Below are 17,038 nucleotides of genomic sequence, written 5' to 3'. Positions count from 1 at the left end.
TTTCGACGTGCGGAAAGCACGCGGCACTTCGGGACCATCAGAGAGACTTCGATGCGATCCATCCTGCTTCTGACCGCCGTGGCGGCGGGCCTCGTCCATCAGACCGACGCCAACGCCTTCGCCCAGGAAACCCACAAGCGCATCGCCATCGATGCGGTCCGCTACATGCAGCGGCATGCGGACACCACCAACTACGCGAAGCTGCTGGCCGGCGTGACACGCGCCGGCTACACGATCGACCAGTTCGCCGAGCAGCTGGGCCAGGGCGCGTATGACGTCGACGATTTCGCCGACACCTACCTCTGCGGCGCCGTGACCGGCGACTGCGTGCTGGCGCCGGTCTGGGGACTGGGCTCGGGCATCGTCAATTACACGTCGTACTGGCACTTCCAGAACCGTACGCAGGGCCCCGATGTCCACGGCAATCCGTTCGGCGGCTACAACTACGCCAAGCTCACGGTGAAAGGCGACATCGACGACCTCGCCGCCGCGTGGCTGGTCGGCGATCACCTGGACGACGGCAAGGGCGGCATGAAGGGCTGGTTCAGCGATGGCAGCAAGTACAACTCGTATGGCCTGACCGAAGCCAACTACCGCCAGGGCGGTTCGTCGAGCGCGTCGATGTATGCGGACTTCGAGAAGGCGCCTTTCCAGCCGATCGACAACCTCGGGCAGTACTGGTGGTCGCAGTTCCTGGCGCGGCCCACGGTGCAGAGCCTGGGCTTCGTGATGCACACGACGGATCTGCTGCAGCCGCATCACACGTGGACGACGTCCGCGCTGAACCACTCCGGCTGGGAGACCTGGGTCAAGGACTACTACGACAGCGAGACGCTGAACGCCGACGCGCTCGTCACCACGGCGCTGGGCAGCTACACGCCGCTGGCCGCGACGGCCGGCGACATCCGTCCGCTGCTGCGCCAGGGCGGCCAGATCTCGTACAGCCGCGGCGGGCAGGTGCTGTCGACGACCGATCACGCGGTCCGCCGCGACGTGGGACGCGTCGTCGTGCCGCATGCGATCGCCATGGTGGTCCATCTGCTGAATCGCGCGGCCGAGCGGCTGTGAGGGCGCGAGGCTCGCGCGCCACGGCGGCGACCGTGGCGGCGCTGGTGCTCGTCTGCGGCGCGACGCTGCTGCCGACGAGCCGCGGAGTCGCGGCGACGTCGGTGGTTGATGCGCGCGCCGCATCGGCCTGGATCGCCCGCGTCGGCAATGACACGATCCCGCGTCGTCCGGCCGAAGCGCTGCTCGTGCTCGCCCGCCGCGAGCAGCCGGACCTGACCCTGCAGGAACTGGCGCGTCGCCTGGCGATCGATCTGTTGATGGGAGACGCCGCGGCGCGCGAAGTCGGCGACGCGGCGTTGTTCGCGAGCCAGCGGGTGGCCTTCGCCCCGGAGGTCGATGTGCGACGCCAGTGGCTGGTCACCTTGCAGCAGGTCTGGCCTGAGCGGATCGAGCGCGACTGGCAGGCGGCCGCCCCTGAGTTGCCGTCGGCGGTCGATGCGCGCGCCTGGGAGTCGCTGTGGGCGAGCGGGCAGGGCGAGCGTCTGCGGATGAGCGAAGACCTCGACGATGCCCAGCGCGCCGCTTCGGCGCGCCTCGTCCTGCTGCGGCATCGCGGTTTCGGAGGCGGTGCGGCGGGTGCGATCACGCTGGCCGATATCTGGCCGTCGCAGAACGTCCAGGGCCGTCGGCTCCTGCGCGCCGGCGATCTCGGCTTCGCGCGCGCCCAGGCGCGGCAACTGCTCCGGGAACGCTTCGTCGAGCAGTGGCTGCGTCGCAGCAGCGGCTGGAGCGAGGCCGAGCTCGACTTCGTCCGCCGGGTCATCGAGGCCCGGCAACGCAAGCTCGCCTGGCAGCGCTGGCAGGGCCTGACGGGGGATCCGCATGGGGACGCGCCGCTCCGGGACGAACTGGCGGCAGCGGTGACCTCGGAGGAGATCGCCGCCTACTATCGCGCGCATCTGGACCGCTTCGAGCGCCTGGAGTCCGTCGACGGCCTGCGCCTGCGCTGCGATCGCGCCGGCTGCGCGGACGAGGCGCAAGGCACGGATCTTCGGGGGCGGCGCGGTGTGACGCCGGTCGCCTGGCGCCTCGGCGACGCCAAGCCGGTTGCGGAAGTCGACGCGTGGGTGCTGGACCTGCTGCAGGCCTGGCCCGCGGGGCAGGCCTCGCCGCCGATCCGGCATCCGGATGGGAATGGCTGGGAGCGCGTGCAGGCCCTCTCGGTGAAGCGCAGCCATCATCCGGTCGACAGCGAGACGGTCCGGCACGAGGCCCGCCAGGCTGTGGCCCTGGAAAAGCTCGAAGCGCGCTGGCGGCAGCGCCAGGTCGAACTGCTGGGGTCCGCGGGCTTGCGCTGGGCGCCGGGCATCGCGCCGCCCGAAGCGCCATTCGAGCCGCAACGGCCGATGACCGCAGCCGGGGAGCATGGGCATGCGCATTGAAGTCGGGGCGGCGGTCTTGCTGGCGGGCGCCGTGATCGCCTGGATCGTCATCGACGGTCGCTTCGGTGTCGACGACAACCAGCCCGCGACGTTGGTCGTGCCGCATGCGGCCAACGCCATGGCCTCGGCGGCGAGTCGGACGGTCGATGGCGAGGCTCGTCATGCGGAGGTCTCGCCGTCGAACGACGCGATGGCCGCTCCGGCCTCGGCGCCGGCGTCCTCACCTGGCGTCGAGGTTCCAGCGGCCTGGAGCCTCGCCGACGCGCGCGTCGCCGGGGACGATCGCGCACCGCCGATCGAGCGGTCGACGCCGGAGGCAACAACGCCGGCCTGGCAGCTCGACGACCATCAGGGGTATGCGCGGCGCGAGCAGGATCGGCATCAATCAGTGCGGCGGGCGTTCGTCGACGCCGCCGATCGCGAGCTCCCGCGGCTCGATCAGCAGATCGAGCAGGGCCGCGCGATGGGCGTGTCGCCGGAGCAGCTTGCGAAAGGCGAGGAAAAACGTCGCCGCATCGCGGAGATGCGCGCACGGATGCAGGCGGAGCTGGCCGCGAGCGCGACGGCGCCTTGAAGCCTCGGAGGCATCGACGGCCGCCGAGGCCGCGACACCGGGGTCAGGTGATGCGCCGGAAGCGCAGCTCCTCGATGAGCGCGTCGTCGCCGACGGTGCTCACGCGTTGCGCGACGACCTCGGCCCGGCCGTCGGCGGCGAGCCGATGGATCTCCCGCGCGGCGCTGTCGAAGACGAGGGGATGCTCCAGGGCGGAGCCGGCGTGCGGCAGATCGACGAGCTCCCCGGGCGAGGAGTCGAGGAACATCGTCATGGCGATCGAACTCATGCTGGGCCTCACGAGTTGGCTGAACACCGGCAGACTCTATGCTGCATCGCAGCAGGTTCAAAGCCGGTTGCAACAAGTTTCGAAGCTCTCGTCCGGCGATCGCACGAACCCCGGATCTGCACCAGAGTGAACCGGGTGCCGGAACGAAAAACGGGAGCCCGTCAGGCTCCCGCTTCGGCTTTCCAGCGCCCCGAGGGTCGGGGCCGCGTCAGGCGACCGCCATCCCGCGCACCTTGAACCGCGAGATCGCTTCCGTCAGCGCCATCGCCTGCTGGCGCAGGCTCTCGGCCGCGGCGGCGCTTTCCTCGACCAGCGCCGCGTTCTGCTGCGTGCCGCGGTCGATCGCCGCCACCGCCTCGTTGACCTGCACGATGCCGTGCGTCTGCTGGTCCGTGGAGGCGCTGATCTCGCCCATCAGGTCGGTGACCTTGCGGACCTGCGTCAGCACCTCGTCCATCGTGCGGCCCGCCTCCTGCACCTGCACGGCGCCGGCATCGACCTTCTCGACCGAGTCCGAGATCAGCGTCTTGATCTCCTTGGCCGCCTGCGCGCTGCGCTGCGCGAGGGCCCGCACCTCGCTGGCCACGACCGCGAAGCCGCGGCCCTGCTCGCCGGCCCGCGCGGCCTCGACGGCCGCGTTCAACGCGAGGATGTTGGTCTGGAACGCGATGCCGTCGATCACGCTGGTGATGTCGCCGATCCGCTTGCTGGAGCCGGTGATGGCCTCCATCGTCGTCATGACGCGGTGCACGACCTCGCCGCCCTGGCCGGCCACTTGCGCGGCGGCATCGGCCAGGCCGGTCGCCTTGCGCGAGGACTCGGCGTTGACCTGCACCGTCTCGGTCATCTGCGCCATCGACGACGCGGTTTCCTGCAGCGCGCTGGCCTGGGTCTCCGTACGGCTGGACAGGTCCTGGTTGCCGCTGGCGATCTGCGTCGACGCCGTGGCGATGCCGTCGGCGGCCTGGCGCACGTTGGTGACCATCGTCGAGAGATTGCCGCTCATGGCCTTCAGCGCCGTCAGCAGCTGGCTCAACTCGTCGCGGCCGTCGACGTGGATCTCGTCGCGCAGGTCGCCGTCAGCCACCGATTGCGCAACCTTGATCGCGCGATTCAGCGGCGCCGTCACCGCGCGGCTGATCAGCCAACCCAACAGGCAGGCCACCGCGGCCGACAGCGCCGCCGTCGTGATCAGCAGTATCCGGTCGGTGGCGAACAGCTCGGTCGCTTCCTTGGTCTCGGCGGCGGAGCGCTCATCCTCATAGCGGATGAAATCGCCGGTGGCCGTCAGCAGCGCGGTCAGCAACGGACGGCATTCCGCGTTCATCTTGGCGACGGCGTCGTCGCGCTTGCCGTCGTTGGCCAGCCCGACGATGGCCAGTGCCACCTTGCCGTACTGTTCCTCGACGCTGGCCACCTTGTCGAAGAGGGCGCGATCCTGGGGAGTCGCGTCCTTGGCGCCCGCCAGGTGCGACTTCAGCTTGGCCAGCGACTGCTGCACGGCCTCATGGGACTTGGTGACGGCCTCGAGTTCAGTGGCGCGGTCCTGCGGCGTGGTCACGAGGACCAGGTTGCGTGCCGCGATGGCGCGGGACTTCGCGGCCGACTGGACAGCGATCACCAATCGTTCGCGGGTGGCGACGCCCTGGAGATAGTTGTCGACGCGCGAGCTCGACTGGTTCAGCCAGTGCAGCGCCGCGCCGGAGACGGCGGCGACGATCACCGCCATCACGCCGAAACCCGCCCACAGCTTGGTCTTGACCTTGAGGCCTGAGAAGTTCATTTGTTATCCCCCTGATGGATGCGGGACCGTGGTTCCGGTCCCAATGTGATCTTCGGCGCTGGACGGGCGTTTCTCAATTGGAATGCCGCCGAAACGCGTGTGCGGGGATCACCTACATCAGGGGACGGAGGCAGGCGGGGATCGGTGGAAACCCCGATCCCGCCGGCTCCGGCGGGCTCAGGCGCCGAAGGCGTGCGCCAGGCCGGCGACTTCGCGCTCGAAGATCATGCGCTCGCGCTGGACCGCCTGCTGGGCGGGGCGGGAGAGCTCCAGGTAGAGCGGGAAGTTGCGCATCAGCTCGTGCGCGCCGGCGAAGACCTGGTCGACCTGGTCCGGCTTGAAGTAGCACTCGTCGGGCAGCGCGTAGTCGCGGGCAGCCCCGACATCCAGGGCGAAGACGCAGCAGTCGCGCATCAGCGCCTCGCGCGCCAGGCGGTCCTTGCCGGGGAAGGTGCCCAGGTCGATGAAGAGCTTGCTGCGCCCCAGCGCCTCGTAGACCTGCGCCCGCGTCAGGCCGCGGATCAGGTGGACCTTGCAGCCGTTCTCCGCCTCCAGCCGCGCCGCGATCGCGCCGACGTCGTAGACGACCTTGTGGTTGGCGTTCAGCGCGATGTCGGTCTTGGCGGCGGTCTCGAAGACCGGCTCGCCGTCGGCGGGCGCCGGCTTGGCCGGCGTGTAGTCCGACAGCGGCTGCGTGCGCAGGCAGCCCAGCGCGCGGATCACGTCGTGAGCGTACCCGGACTGGTAGGTGTGCAGCACCCGCTCGCTGCGCAGCAGGTTCATGTTGATCTTGTTGACCGACAGGTACTCGAAGGCGTTGTCGATGCTCAGCCACCAGACCATCGGCGTGCAGGGCTGGAAATAGCGCAGCCAGTGCACGTAGGTCTCGGCCAGGACGACGCAGGTGTCCGGCGTCATCGCGATCTCCTCGGCCAGCCGCACCTGGTACTTCTGGTAGTCGGCGACGGTGTTGGGCCGCGGCTGCAGCTTCAGCGCCGTGCCGGCCGTCAGGCCGTTGCGGCGGAAGAGGTCGTCGATGGCCGGCAGGTCGGTCGGCAGCACGTACCAGACCCGCGCGTCGTGCCCCTGGCGGAGCAGCGAGTCCGACAACTGGTGCAGCGCTTCCGGGCCGCCGGTCTGCACGCCGTGGGGGATCAGGATGACGATCTGCTTCTTCGCGTTCATGGGGAGCTTTCTGGGTGTCTCGGATCGTTGTCGTTGTCGTTGCCGCGGGCTGCGGGCCGCGGCGATCAGCCCAGCGCCGCCAGCCGCGCCTGCAGCTTCTGCGCCGCGGCCGGCGAGACCGCCTGCAGCCCGGGCAGGAGGAAACCGCTGCGGGTCCTGACGATGCGGTCGGAGAGGTGATCCAGCAGGAAGTCGGGCATCTCGCGGTAGACGCCGGGCAGGTGGAAGATGCCGTGGAAGCCGAAGGTCGGGTAGGGCACCGCCGGGAACTCGACCGAGAAATGCGAGGCGATCGCCTTCGGCGCGAAGCGGCAGCCGGCGCGCTCGAGCGTCTCGCGCATCATGCGGCAGATGTAGAGGTCTTCGGCCTCGGTCGGATCGGGGTAGTCGAGCTGCGCGACCGCGTGGACCAGCCGCTTGGAACGCCACGAGAAGCCGCCGTTGCCGACCTCGTTGACCTCGTAGTTGGGCCAGGGCGCGCCGATGTAGTCGTAGTGCAGGAAGTGCGGCGAGAACTGGTCGGCGTTGAGCACGAAACCGTCGTACTGGATCACCAGCACGTGGTCCGCGCTCAGGTGCTTCGCGAGCTCACGGGTGATCAGCAGGTTGTACTCGGCGATCGAGCGCAGCGTCGGCACGGGGATCACCGGCAGGCCGGGCCAGAGCTCGGGCTTGTCGGAGTAGATCAGCACCTGGCTGAAGGGCAGTCCCTGCTGCTCCATCGCCCGCATGCTGTGCAGCAGCGCCTGCCGCGCGAGCACGTGCAGGTCGGTGTCGACGATGGCGACGGCGATGCTCGGCTTCGCGGCGCCGAGGGAGGCGGAGGGCGCGCTCATGTCACATCAGGTCCAGCAGCTGCTTCGTGACCGTGGCCCAGGAGAAGCGCTTCTCCAGCCGCTGGCGGGCCGCCTCCCGGCGCGGGGCCGGGGTCAGGCGTTGCTCGACGACCTGCAGCATCGCTTCGCGCAGGTCCTCCAGGTCGGGGACCACGAAGGCGCCGACCGGCTGCGGCGCATCCGCGTCGGTGCCCGGGCGGCTGTGCAGGCGATGACAGAGCTCGGGCGGGGTGAAGTCGTCGGTGGCGCCGCCGCCGCTGACGATCACATGCGTGCCGCAGCCCATGGCCTCCAGCACCGGCAGGTTGAAGCCTTCGGCGCGGTAGGGCGAGACGTAGGCGTCGGACAGCGCGTACAGCGAGCGCAACTGCGGCAGGTTGAGGCTGGTCGACAGGATGGAGATCCCGTCCCGCACCTGCGGCGAGTTCAGCTGCGGCGCGCGCGCCGCCAGCTCGGCGAAGACGCGCTCGACGCCGATGCCGTACAGGCCCTGGTGGTCCTTGAGGATCAGCCGCACCGGCAGGCCTTGCAGCCGCAGTTCGGCGAAGGCCAGCAGCAGCAGGTCGATGCCCTTGTTCCAGGTCGCGACGCCGACGTTGGTGAAGACGGTCTCGTGCGGCTGCATGCCCAGCGCCGCGCGGGCGGTCTGGCGCTGCTCGGGCGTCATCGGGAAGAAGGTGTCGGTCTTGTAGCCGTGCGGGACGACCAGGACCTTGTCCGCGTCGAAACCGAAGTCGACCAGGCGCGCCTTGGACCAGCGGGTCGGCGTGACGACGAAGTCGTCGCCCTGCGTCAGCGCGGAAGGCGCCATCTCGGGCGGGTCGAAGCTCTTGCCGGACAGGCCGAACTCGGTGACCACGAAGGTGGCGTTGCGGCGCGCGGCGGCCGGATCGCCCAGGCGCACCGGCGACGCGATGCGCAGGCGCACGTCCATCACGCGATCGCCGGGATCGGGCAGGGCGTCGATGATCGCGCGCTCCTCGGGTGCGAAGCCGGAGTCCAGCTTGCTCTTGTCCCAGTGCGGCATGAAGAAGGGCGCGTCCTTGTGGAACAGCTCGAACCGCGGGTCTTTCACCATCTCCAGGATCTGGTTCTGGTTGACCATCGCGATGGAGTGGTTCACCCCCCGCCAGCCTTCGATGCACAGTGTTTTCAACGCGGAATCCCCTTTGGATGCTCAGGACGCGCACCCCGGCGGGCGCCGTCCTTCCGATCGATCTTTGGGCCATTGTGTCGCGCCGTGGGCGGGGACCATGCCAGGATAAGGGGGACGGGGAGCGGTCAACTCCTCGCGGTGACGCGGGCGCGGTCGCTGGCGTCACGCCGCGGCCGCAGGCCTTGTGCGGGGAGCGCGGAGACGGCGGGGCGATTCAGCCCGCCATGACCATCGTGTCGTGCAGGGTCGAATCGGAGAAGACCGGGACCGCGGACAGCCGCGCTTCGTCCAGCCGGCCGGACCGGGTGTCGACGGGGGCCGTGCCCGGGCGGGGCGCGGCGTCCAGGGCGAGCAGGATGGTGCCGCCCACGGCCGTCTGTATCCGGCCGCCCAGGGCCAGGCGACCGCCTCCGAGCAGGCGGTCCGCGCCGTCGTCGCCACCCGGCTGCATCGTGACGCGGGTGTCGAGGCCGCCGGACCAGCCTTCCACCGCCTGCATCGACTGGACCACGTCCAGACCCGAGGGTCGCCAGTGAGCAGGATCCGCCACGAGGGCGGCGATCTCGCGCTGGAGGTCTTCCGCCTGGTCGAGCGCGCCCGGATCCTGTGGTGTCCCGGGCAGCGGCGGCCGCTGCAGCACGCAGAGCCGGTCCATGCAGGCGTTGATCGTCTCCGCAGCCTCCGGCGTCAAGGTCTGATGTTCACGGTAGGTGCGCGAGCCGGCGGCCGGCAGATTGACCAGCTGGTGCATGAAGTCGTCGTACTTCCGGTCGCCGCCGCGGGGCCTTCCGTCCGGGCCCGGTTCTCCGAGCGCAGTGACCCACCGCGCGCGCTGGGCATTCATGGCCCGGATGAAGTCGTCGCGGACGCTGAACTCCCGGTCGAGGGTCGACAGCTCCGGACGAAGCCGTCCCTCCTCGGTGACGAGGCGGACGAGGCCGTTCCGCGCCTGGATCACGAACTCCGTCTCGACGCCGACCCGAAAGCGCCCGAATGGCGCGATGCCCCGGCCGGACGGTATGTTCAACCCGGGATCGCCGGGACCCAGACCCCAGCCTGCGCGCAAGGCGCTGCGAGACCCGTGCTCCGCCTGGACGCTGCGGGCCATGCCGGCCACGTCCCGTGTCCGCTTGCGGTCGAACAGGGTTTGCTTCACGCCGACGCCCGCCGAGGCCGAGACGGCGAGGCCGGGCGCCAGCTTCGCGGAAGCCGACGCATCGAGGGTCACGGACATGTCCGCCGTGACGGCCCGGCCCTCATTCCAGCCGAACGAGATGTCGCGGAAGTCGCCCAGCCTGTCCACCATCTGCGCCCACATGGCGCCGCCATGGGCGGGGCGTTTGGCCTTGTCCTGGTCGGCGATCTGGAAGATCGAATTGATCACCAGCTCGTTCATGCGCTGCCAGTCGCCGGCCTTGAGGCCGGCGCGCTGCTCGGCCGACAGGGCCTCGTGCTCCCGACCTGCCTTGCGGGTGCGGATCATCAAGCCCCGCGAAACCAGGTGCGCCCCGCCGATCCGGGCCATCGCCTGGGCGGAGGCGCTCACGGTCGGACCGGCCTGCGCGCCGACTCGGAAGCCGGCGCCGACCGAACCGCTCACCTTGCGTTCGCTGCCGAGATAGAGCGTCCCGGTCTCGGCGATGCCGGCCCTGAACACCGCGGCGCGGGCATGCTCGGCGCTGACCTCCACGACCGGCGTGATGGCCGTGCCCAGCCCGCCCAGGCCGGAGACCTCCATGAGGCCGTATCCGGCCGTCACGCCGACGCCATGACGGCGGCCGTCGCTGTAGGTGCCGGGACGGCCTGTGGTGGCGGCGTTCATGACCTGCCGCAGCATGTCGCGACGCTCGGGCGGAGAGGCCGCATTGAAGCTCTGCTGAAGGCGCTGGGCGTCGTCGCGTGTGTCCAGATCGCCCTGCGGCGTCTTGATGACCGCGGCCTTGGTGACGGGACCGGCTTTCAACAAGGTCGCCAGCGGCGACTTGTCCTTGCCGGCAAGACGTCGCAACACGCGCACCGGCAGGCGGGCCTGGTGCATCCTGGTCGGCAGGCCGCCTTCCGGCGTCTTGCAGGCGAGATCGATGTAGGTGACGAACTTGCGCAGGCGCTTGGCCATCAGGTGGAAGTCCGAACCCTGGCCGCTCTTCGTGAAGCCGTTGCGCAAGGCGACGTAGGCCGGCTTGAGCTCACGATGCACGTCGGCCTGACCTGGCGCGCGCCGGAGGTTGTCCGTGGCGTAGACGAAGGCCTGGGCGGCGAGAGTGGCGGGGTCTTCTGCCTCGCGCGGCCCACCAGGGATGCGGCGCGCGTTGCCGGTTCCCAGACGGGTTGCATCGAGCAGCTTGTCCCGTTGCGGGTGGGCATCGACGGCGGCACGGATGTCGGCCATCGACTGCGTGCCTCCGACGGCGAGGCCGGAGGCGAGCAGGGCGTCCTCGGCGTGGAGGCCGAGTTTGTAGAGCTCGAGGGCTTCCTGGGCTCGGCCGCGGCGCGGATCACCAACCGGGGGCAGGACGAGGTCCTGCAGGTCGAGCAACGCCTGGAACCCGCCCGCCGTCGACGCCAGCGCGCGCCGCGCCGCATGGGTCATGCGCGCGACGGCAGGCGAGCCCCTGCCCAGGTCGGCGGGTGACGGCGAGGGCGCATCGACGCCGCGGGTCGAGAGCTCGTCCAGAGCCGGTGGTGTCTCCAGACGCAGTCGCTGGTACACCTGCGAGGCCTGCTCCGGATCGGCGGTGACGGAGCGGAGTACCGTGGCGATCAGCAAGGATTGCTCGTAACGCAGCCGGTGATCGTCGGGGTGCTGGTCCGGGTCCGGATTCGGGTGGTCGAGCAGGGTGGCCGCGAGCCGGGTCGTGGCGAGCCGGGTCGGTGGCGAGGTTGCCGGGAACATTCGAACGATGGCGGCGTTGAAGGCGACCGCGCCGCCGGAGGCTTTCCTCGCTTCAGCAACTCGACTGTCATGGCCCTTGCCGACCTGACCGGTCGGTGGCGTTGATCCCTGCGTCAGCCCTTGTGCCACGCTGCGGGCGGCGGCACCGCCGTGGCGTTCGACCGCTTGCAGGCTGCGCCCGCTGGCTGTTGTGGTGGCCTCGAAGATCTGGGGGCGTTCCTTCAACGAGATCTCGGGCGACGCGTTGCTGTGGGACAGGCTGATCGGCCCGATCGCGACATCGAGGCGCGGCATGGCCGCGCGCAACCGCAGTGCATCGAAGGGACGGCGAAGCCGATCCATCCACCGCGGCTTGGGCGCCGGGGCGGCGGTACGCGGCTCCGGTGCTGGCGGCCGAAGGGCCACGGCAAGCGTTTCGATCGATCGACGCACGGCGTCTGCAGCGGCGTCGGCCTCGACGTTCAGTTCGTCACGATGCGCCGTCGCGCGCCGCGCCGTCTCCTCGGCGGCGATGGCGATCTGTTCCCGCTCGAGCTGGGAAGTCGCCGTCGCCCGAGCCCCCGGTTCATGAGCGCCTTTGACCACGTCCCGGCGTGCCCGCGTTGCGGACCGCGCCGCGTCCAAGGCCTCTTGCGCTGCAGCCTGATGAACATCGAGCGCGGGACCATGATGGGCCAGCGTGACAGCCAGATGCTGTCGCAGCATGCGCAGGGCGTCGTGGAAGTCGTCTTCGGACGTCCCGGGCAGGGCCATCATGTCCGCCGCCTGCGCGTCGGTGGTTGTCCCCAGCCGGATGAGTTCCTCCGTGGACTGTTGCCGCGCCGCGAGAACAGTGGTCGCAGAAGCTTGCGCGTCGATGCACGCCAGCATCGCTGCATGGGTACTGGTGGCAAGGGCAGCCGCACGCTCGATCTCGGGATCGACGGGAGGGGTCTGGATCGGCGCGGCGGACCGACCTCGGCGAAGCAGGCTCGACCGGCGAGCCCGCGACGAGGGAAGGGAGCCTGTCCGGTCGCCGGCCTCGGACGGTGGCGATCCTGCCGCTTCGGACGTCCTCATCGTCGCCGCGGTGACGTCGGGTGTCGCGCTGCGGAAGGACCATCCAAAGAGACAGAATTGCATCGTCGGTCTTCCATGGCGAGACGACGCGCCGAGCGTCCCGGATCACTGTCGGACCACCCTACCTCGACGCGTGGCGGCCAGATAAGGGGGACAGTGCCGAGGTTGTCGTTCGCGGTTCGTTCGTGAACGGCGAAGCCAAGCGAAATGCAAACGTCCTGCGGTGTGCCCGCGAACGAGGTCAGAGCAAAGGCGCGTTGCCGTTGTTCTCGTCGTCCTGACGCTTCAAGACGGACAGCGCCGCATGCGTCAAAGCTGCGTGGGCATGGCCCTCGGCGCCCGACGGAGCGACGGCGGGCGTCGATCCCGACACGCCATCGGAGAGCAGCGCGGTATCGGACACCTTCGGCGACGCGAGCAACTCCGACGCGGCCGGCACCGCCGTGGTCACGCCCGTGTCCGCCGCCTTGGCGAACCAGACGTCGCCCATCTGGTGCATCACGCCGTCCGCGGTCTTGTAGCCTGAGATCAGCCCGACCAGGTTGCCGTGATCGACGGTCGAGCTCGACTGCGCGTGCAGGTCCAGTTCAACGATGCCGAGCTCGGCCAGCGACTTCAGTTCGCCCGCATCGGTCTTGCCGTTGCCGTTGGCGTCGGCCCAGATCCGCAACTGGCTGAATCCGGCGTCGAGCGCATTGAGGGCATGGTCGCCGTTGGCGTCCAGGGCCTGCATCGCCTCGTAGCCGTTGGCCGCGTGCTTGCCGTTGGCCAGCACGGTGCCGGTGCCGAAGAGTTCGGCCCCCGAGTCGATCTGACCGTTGCCGTTCAGATCGCGGGCGAGCAGACCGTTGCCCTGTGCCATCCACCCCCACTGCTGGGCGTGGCCGGTGTTGTTCATGTCGAAGCTGACGCCCTGCGCCGCGGACACCGTCCCGAGGCCGTGGCCGTCGAGGTTGAGCATGATCGGCGTGGCCAGGAACAGCGCATCGAGCTGCGCGCCGGACATCGCGTGGATGGTCTCGGTGCTGAACGCCATCACCTGGTCCATGCTCAGCGCGGCCAGATCGCGGGTCTCGAAGCCCACGATCGCGTCGCTGCCGATCGCGTGGATCTGATCCACCGTCAGCGCCTTGGCCTGATCGCGGCTCAACGCGGTCAGGTCGTCGCTGGACATCGTGGCGAAGGCTTCGGACGTGATGGCCGCGAGTTGCTGCGTCGTCAGCGACGCGACCTGCCGGCTGTCGAGCGCCTCGATCGCGTCGGAGTTCATCGCGGCGATCGCTTCGGTGTGCAAGGCGCGCAGTGTCTGCGTCGTCAGTCCGTGGATCTGGTCCGAGCCCAGCGCCGCGAAGACGTCCGTGGACAACGCGTTCAGGGTCGCCGTGCCCAGGGCGCGGAAGGCCGACGACGTCAATGCCGCGTAGTCCTCGGTGCCGAAGCCGGTCAGCTGCGCGCCGGTCATCTCGACCAGCTGCGTGCTGGTCATCGCGTGGACCTGGTCGGTGGATAGCGCCGCGAAGTCGCCGGCATCCATCACCCGGATCGCCCTGCCCGGCAGCAGCGCCACGTCCTGCGCATCCAGCGCCGCGATCTGGTCGCTGGTCCAGGCCAGCACCTGGACATTGGTCAGACCCAGCACCTGCGCGGTGCCCAGCGCCTGGATCTGGTCAGTGTGCATCGCGGCCGCCTGCTGGAAGGTCAGCGAACCGACCTGGTCCGGCCGCAGGGCGGCGATCTGATCGGTACTGAACAACGCGATCTGGTCCGAGCCCATCGCCTTCAGCGCCGTGGTGTGGAGGACGGCGAGGTCCTGCGTTTCGAGCGCGGCGATTTGCGTGCCGCTCAATGCCGCGAGTTGCGACGAACGCAAGGCCGCGAACTGCAGCGTCGACAACGCCGCCAGCGCCGTGGGATCCATGGCCGCGATCTGCAGCGACGTCAGTGCCGCGACCTGCTTGGCCGAGAGCGCGGCGATCTGGTCCAGGTCCAGCGAGCCGAACTGATCGCTGGAAAGGCCAAGCAGCGCCTGCGAGCCCAGGCTCGCGAGTTGCGCCGTGCTCAGGTGATCGATCTGGTCCGCGGTCAGTCCCAGCAACTGTTTGGAACTGAGCGCCGCGAGCTGCGTGCTGCTCAGCGCAGCGATGCTGTCGACGTTCATCGCGCCGAGCTGGGCGGAGGACAGCCCCAGCAGCGCCCGCGAGTTCAGGCCGACGACGTCCTGGAATTCGAGCTGACTGATCTGATCGGTCGTGAACGCCGCCAATTGCTTTGACGAGAACACCGCGAACTGCGCCGAGTCCAGTGCGTTCAAGTCGGCCTGTTCCATCGACGACAACTGGGCGGTCGTCAGCGAGGCGACCTGGTTGGTGCGCATCGCCGCGAACTGTTCGGGCACGAGGGCATTGAGCTGGTCGGTGGTGAAGCTCTGCAGCGCCTGCACGCTCAGGCCGCGCACACCGTCGGTCGACAGCGCGTCGATCTGCGAAGGGGTCAACGCGGCGACCTGGCCCGTGCCGAGCAGCGCCGTCTGCGCACTGCCGAAAGCGCCGACCTGCTCGCGGCTCAACACGTGGATCTGGTCGGTCGTCAGTGCGGTCAGGTAGATCGGCTTCACGCCGGCGAGAAGCTCGGGCGCCAGCGCGCCGATCTCGTCCGTGGAGATCGCCGCCAGTTGGAACGAGGTGAGCGCCGCGAAGTGGACCGATCCCAGCGCATTGAAACTGTCGTGATCGAGGCTGCGTACCTGCGCCGTGCTCAGCGCGGCGAGCTGGCCGTCGCGCAGCGTCGCGACGCCGGTCGGTCCGAGGGCATCCAGCTGATCGGCACTGAGGCCGCGGATCGCCAGCGTGGAGATCGCCTGCAGCGCCTGCGGCGACAGCGCCTGCAACTGGCTCACGGTCAGCGCGCCGATCTGCGCCGCATTGAGGGCGCCTGACTGCGAGGTGCTGAAGGCGGCCACCAGGTTGACGTCCAGGGCCTGCACCTGCGCGCTGCTCAGCGAACGGATCACTGTCGCGTTCAACGCGCCGAAGTCCTCGGGCTCGAGCTGCGAGACCTGATCGGTCGTCAAGCCACGGAACTGCGCCGAGGTGAAGGCAGCGAACTGCGCCGTCGTCAGCGTGTTCAGGTCTTCCACCGTCATCGCGGACAGCTGCGCCGTGGTGAGCGCCCGGATCTGCGCACTGGTCAGCGCCTGCAACTGGTCCGAGTTCAGCACGTCGAGCTGGTGATCGGTCAGCGTCGCGATCACCCGCGTCGTCAACGCCTGGATCGCGCCGGTGCCAAGCGCCGCCAACTGCTCGTCGCTGAGATCACGCAGTTGCGTCGTCGACAACGATCCCGTCTGGGAGCCGCTCAGCGCGGCCAGCTGTTCCGAACTCAGCGACGCCAGCTGCGCCGGCGTCAGTCCGCGCAAGGTGGCGCTGCTGAGCGCGGCGAGGTCCTCGGTGGTGAGCGAATGGAACTGATCCGGTGTCAGCGACTGCAACTGCTTGGAGCTCAGCGCCGCGATCTGCGCGGTCGACAGCGCGGCCAGGTCGTCGGTATCGAACGCGGCCAGTTGGCGCGTCGTCAGCATCGCGATTTGCACGGTCTTCAGCGCACCGAGCTGCTCGGCGCTCATCGCTCCGAGCACTTCGGGCTTCAGGCCCACGAGCGCGCTGCTGCTCAGCAGCCGCAGTTCATCGGTGCTGAAAGCTGGCAGTTGGTCGCTGCTCAGTCCGATCAGTTGGGTCGAGGTCAGGCTCTGCACCTGCCGCGAGCTCAGCGCGTCGACCTGGTCCGAGGACAGCGCGCCGAGTTGCTGCGAGTTCAGCGCGCGCAGACCCTTGGTGCCGATCGCGGCGAGGTCCTCGCCCTCGAGTGCCGCGACCTGGGTGGTACTCAGCGACTTGATCTGCAGCGTGTTGAGCGCGCCGGCCTGCTCGGTCGTCAGCGCGACGAGCGCATCGGTGCTCAGCGTGCGGAACTGCTGGCTGGTCAGCGCGGCGATCTGCTTGCTGTCCAGCGACTGCACCGCATCGGACGAGAGGTGCGACACGGCGGTGGTGCTCAGGCCGCGCACGGCGCCCGTGGTCAAGGCCTGCAGCGCCTCCGTGCTCAGCGCGCTGAGCTGGTCGCCGCTCAGGCCCTTGGTCTGGTTGCCGCGCAGCGCGCCGATCTGGGCGGTATTGAAGGCGTTGAGCTGATCGACGCTCAGCGCGCCGATCTGCACCGTGTTCAACACCTGCATCGAGGCGGTGCTGAACACGGCCACCTCGTCGGTGGTCAACATGCCGATCTGTTGACTGCCCAGGCCGCGCACCTGCACCGACGACAGCGCCGCGATCTGGGTGCTGTCGAGCGCGGTGAACTGGTCGCTGTCCATGCGGCGAAGCCGGTCCACGGTCAGGGCCGGGATCTGCGTCGTCGTGAGCGCGTGGATCTGGTCGGTGGTCAGTGCCGCTAGCGAGGCCGTCGTCAGCGTGCGGATCGCGGCGGTGTTGATCGCCTGGACGTCCTGCAACTCCATCGCCGCGAGCTGCCCCGACGCCAGGTAGTTGAGCTGCCGGGCGGAGAGCGCGGAGACCTGGACGGTCGTCAGCGCCACCACCTGCTCGGCGGTCAGCAAGGCCCACTCCGACCCCGTCAGCGTCGCGAGCTGCGTGGTGGTGAGCGCTGCGATCTCCGCGGGAGTGAGCGAACCGACGTCGAAGGTGGCCATGCGGGAGTGGAGGGTACTTCTGAAACCTGTCTGGTCTGTCGTTTGCAGCCCCTCGACAAGCGTCGAGTGGGCGAGGGCCGAAACCCGCGCGTCGTGAGCGGCAAACGGCAAACCGGGGGCGCGAGGCCCCCG

The 17,038-nt window shown here is 69.4% G+C and carries 11 protein-coding genes; 4 read left to right on the top strand and 7 right to left on the bottom strand.

The window, feature by feature from the left end:
- The first annotated feature begins 51 nt into the window (after positions 1–51).
- From AC07OZ_RS04730 to AC07OZ_RS04720, 3 genes are read left to right on the top strand one after another with little or no spacing between them, the layout of a single operon-like run.
- Positions 52–1,068 carry a phospholipase gene (locus AC07OZ_RS04730; protein ID WP_495465995.1) on the top strand — a complete coding sequence of 339 codons (1,017 nt, stop codon included), beginning with the start codon at positions 52–54 and terminating at the stop codon, positions 1,066–1,068.
- Entirely contained in the window at positions 1,065–2,450 is a 1,386-nt protein-coding gene (locus AC07OZ_RS04725; RefSeq protein WP_495465994.1) for a hypothetical protein, read from the top strand. The genes AC07OZ_RS04730 and AC07OZ_RS04725 overlap by 4 nt, the downstream gene beginning before the upstream one ends.
- Positions 2,440–3,024 (top strand): hypothetical protein, encoded by a 585-nt coding sequence (locus AC07OZ_RS04720; protein ID WP_495465993.1) that lies wholly within the window; start codon positions 2,440–2,442, stop codon positions 3,022–3,024. Before AC07OZ_RS04725 ends, AC07OZ_RS04720 begins: the two co-directional genes overlap by 11 nt.
- A 43-nt stretch (positions 3,025–3,067) precedes the next feature.
- Here the strand turns inward: AC07OZ_RS04720 and AC07OZ_RS04715 are convergent, their stop codons facing one another.
- Positions 3,068–3,277, bottom strand: a complete 210-nt coding sequence (locus AC07OZ_RS04715; RefSeq protein ID WP_495465992.1) for a hypothetical protein — start codon at positions 3,275–3,277, stop codon at positions 3,068–3,070.
- Here AC07OZ_RS04715 and AC07OZ_RS04710 point away from each other — a divergent pair.
- Positions 3,276–3,422, top strand: coding sequence for a hypothetical protein (locus tag AC07OZ_RS04710; protein WP_495465991.1), 147 nt, complete (start codon positions 3,276–3,278; stop codon positions 3,420–3,422). The genes AC07OZ_RS04715 and AC07OZ_RS04710 overlap by 2 nt on opposite strands.
- A gap of 78 nt (positions 3,423–3,500) precedes the next feature.
- Here the strand turns inward: AC07OZ_RS04710 and AC07OZ_RS04705 are convergent, their stop codons facing one another.
- The 6 genes from AC07OZ_RS04705 to AC07OZ_RS04680 form a co-directional block, all read right to left on the bottom strand.
- Positions 3,501–5,075: a methyl-accepting chemotaxis protein gene (locus tag AC07OZ_RS04705; protein WP_495465990.1), complete on the bottom strand. Its 1,575-nt coding sequence runs from the start codon at positions 5,073–5,075 to the stop codon at positions 3,501–3,503.
- A gap of 177 nt (positions 5,076–5,252) precedes the next feature.
- A complete protein-coding gene (locus AC07OZ_RS04700; RefSeq protein WP_495465989.1) occupies positions 5,253–6,260 on the bottom strand; it encodes a hypothetical protein in 1,008 nt (335 codons plus the stop codon).
- A 65-nt stretch (positions 6,261–6,325) separates the two neighbouring features.
- Positions 6,326–7,096 (bottom strand): DUF5672 family protein, encoded by a 771-nt coding sequence (locus AC07OZ_RS04695; RefSeq protein ID WP_495465988.1) that lies wholly within the window; start codon positions 7,094–7,096, stop codon positions 6,326–6,328.
- A gap of 1 nt (position 7,097) precedes the next feature.
- Positions 7,098–8,219, bottom strand: a complete 1,122-nt coding sequence (locus AC07OZ_RS04690; protein WP_495465987.1) for a glycosyltransferase — start codon at positions 8,217–8,219, stop codon at positions 7,098–7,100.
- A gap of 247 nt (positions 8,220–8,466) precedes the next feature.
- Positions 8,467–12,267, bottom strand: coding sequence for a hypothetical protein (locus AC07OZ_RS04685; protein ID WP_495465986.1), 3,801 nt, complete (start codon positions 12,265–12,267; stop codon positions 8,467–8,469).
- A gap of 178 nt (positions 12,268–12,445) precedes the next feature.
- On the bottom strand, positions 12,446–16,906 hold the full coding sequence (locus AC07OZ_RS04680; RefSeq protein WP_495465985.1) for an SPM autocatalytic domain-containing protein: 4,461 nt from the start codon (positions 16,904–16,906) through the stop codon (positions 12,446–12,448).
- Positions 16,907–17,038 lie beyond the last annotated feature (132 nt).

Source organism: Roseateles sp. GW821-FHT09G03, from assembly GCF_059416045.1.
The sequence above is the reverse complement of the archived record's forward strand: the minus strand, read 5'-3'. Positions and strand labels throughout refer to the sequence as shown.

What these genes read in the sequence shown, in the direction of transcription:
- AC07OZ_RS04730 (WP_495465995.1), top strand. Translation starts at nt 52, where the DNA reads ATGCGATCCATCCTGCTTCTGACCGCCGTGGCGGCGGGCCTCGTCCAT.
- AC07OZ_RS04720 (WP_495465993.1), top strand. Translation starts at nt 2,440, where the DNA reads ATGCGCATTGAAGTCGGGGCGGCGGTCTTGCTGGCGGGCGCCGTGATC.
- AC07OZ_RS04710 (WP_495465991.1), top strand. Translation starts at nt 3,276, where the DNA reads ATGGCGATCGAACTCATGCTGGGCCTCACGAGTTGGCTGAACACCGGC.
- AC07OZ_RS04715 (WP_495465992.1), bottom strand. Translation starts at nt 3,277, where the DNA reads ATGACGATGTTCCTCGACTCCTCGCCCGGGGAGCTCGTCGATCTGCCG.
- AC07OZ_RS04705 (WP_495465990.1), bottom strand. Translation starts at nt 5,075, where the DNA reads ATGAACTTCTCAGGCCTCAAGGTCAAGACCAAGCTGTGGGCGGGTTTC.
- AC07OZ_RS04700 (WP_495465989.1), bottom strand. Translation starts at nt 6,260, where the DNA reads ATGAACGCGAAGAAGCAGATCGTCATCCTGATCCCCCACGGCGTGCAG.
- AC07OZ_RS04695 (WP_495465988.1), bottom strand. Translation starts at nt 7,096, where the DNA reads ATGAGCGCGCCCTCCGCCTCCCTCGGCGCCGCGAAGCCGAGCATCGCC.
- AC07OZ_RS04685 (WP_495465986.1), bottom strand. Translation starts at nt 12,267, where the DNA reads ATGCAATTCTGTCTCTTTGGATGGTCCTTCCGCAGCGCGACACCCGAC.
- AC07OZ_RS04680 (WP_495465985.1), bottom strand. Translation starts at nt 16,906, where the DNA reads ATGGCCACCTTCGACGTCGGTTCGCTCACTCCCGCGGAGATCGCAGCG.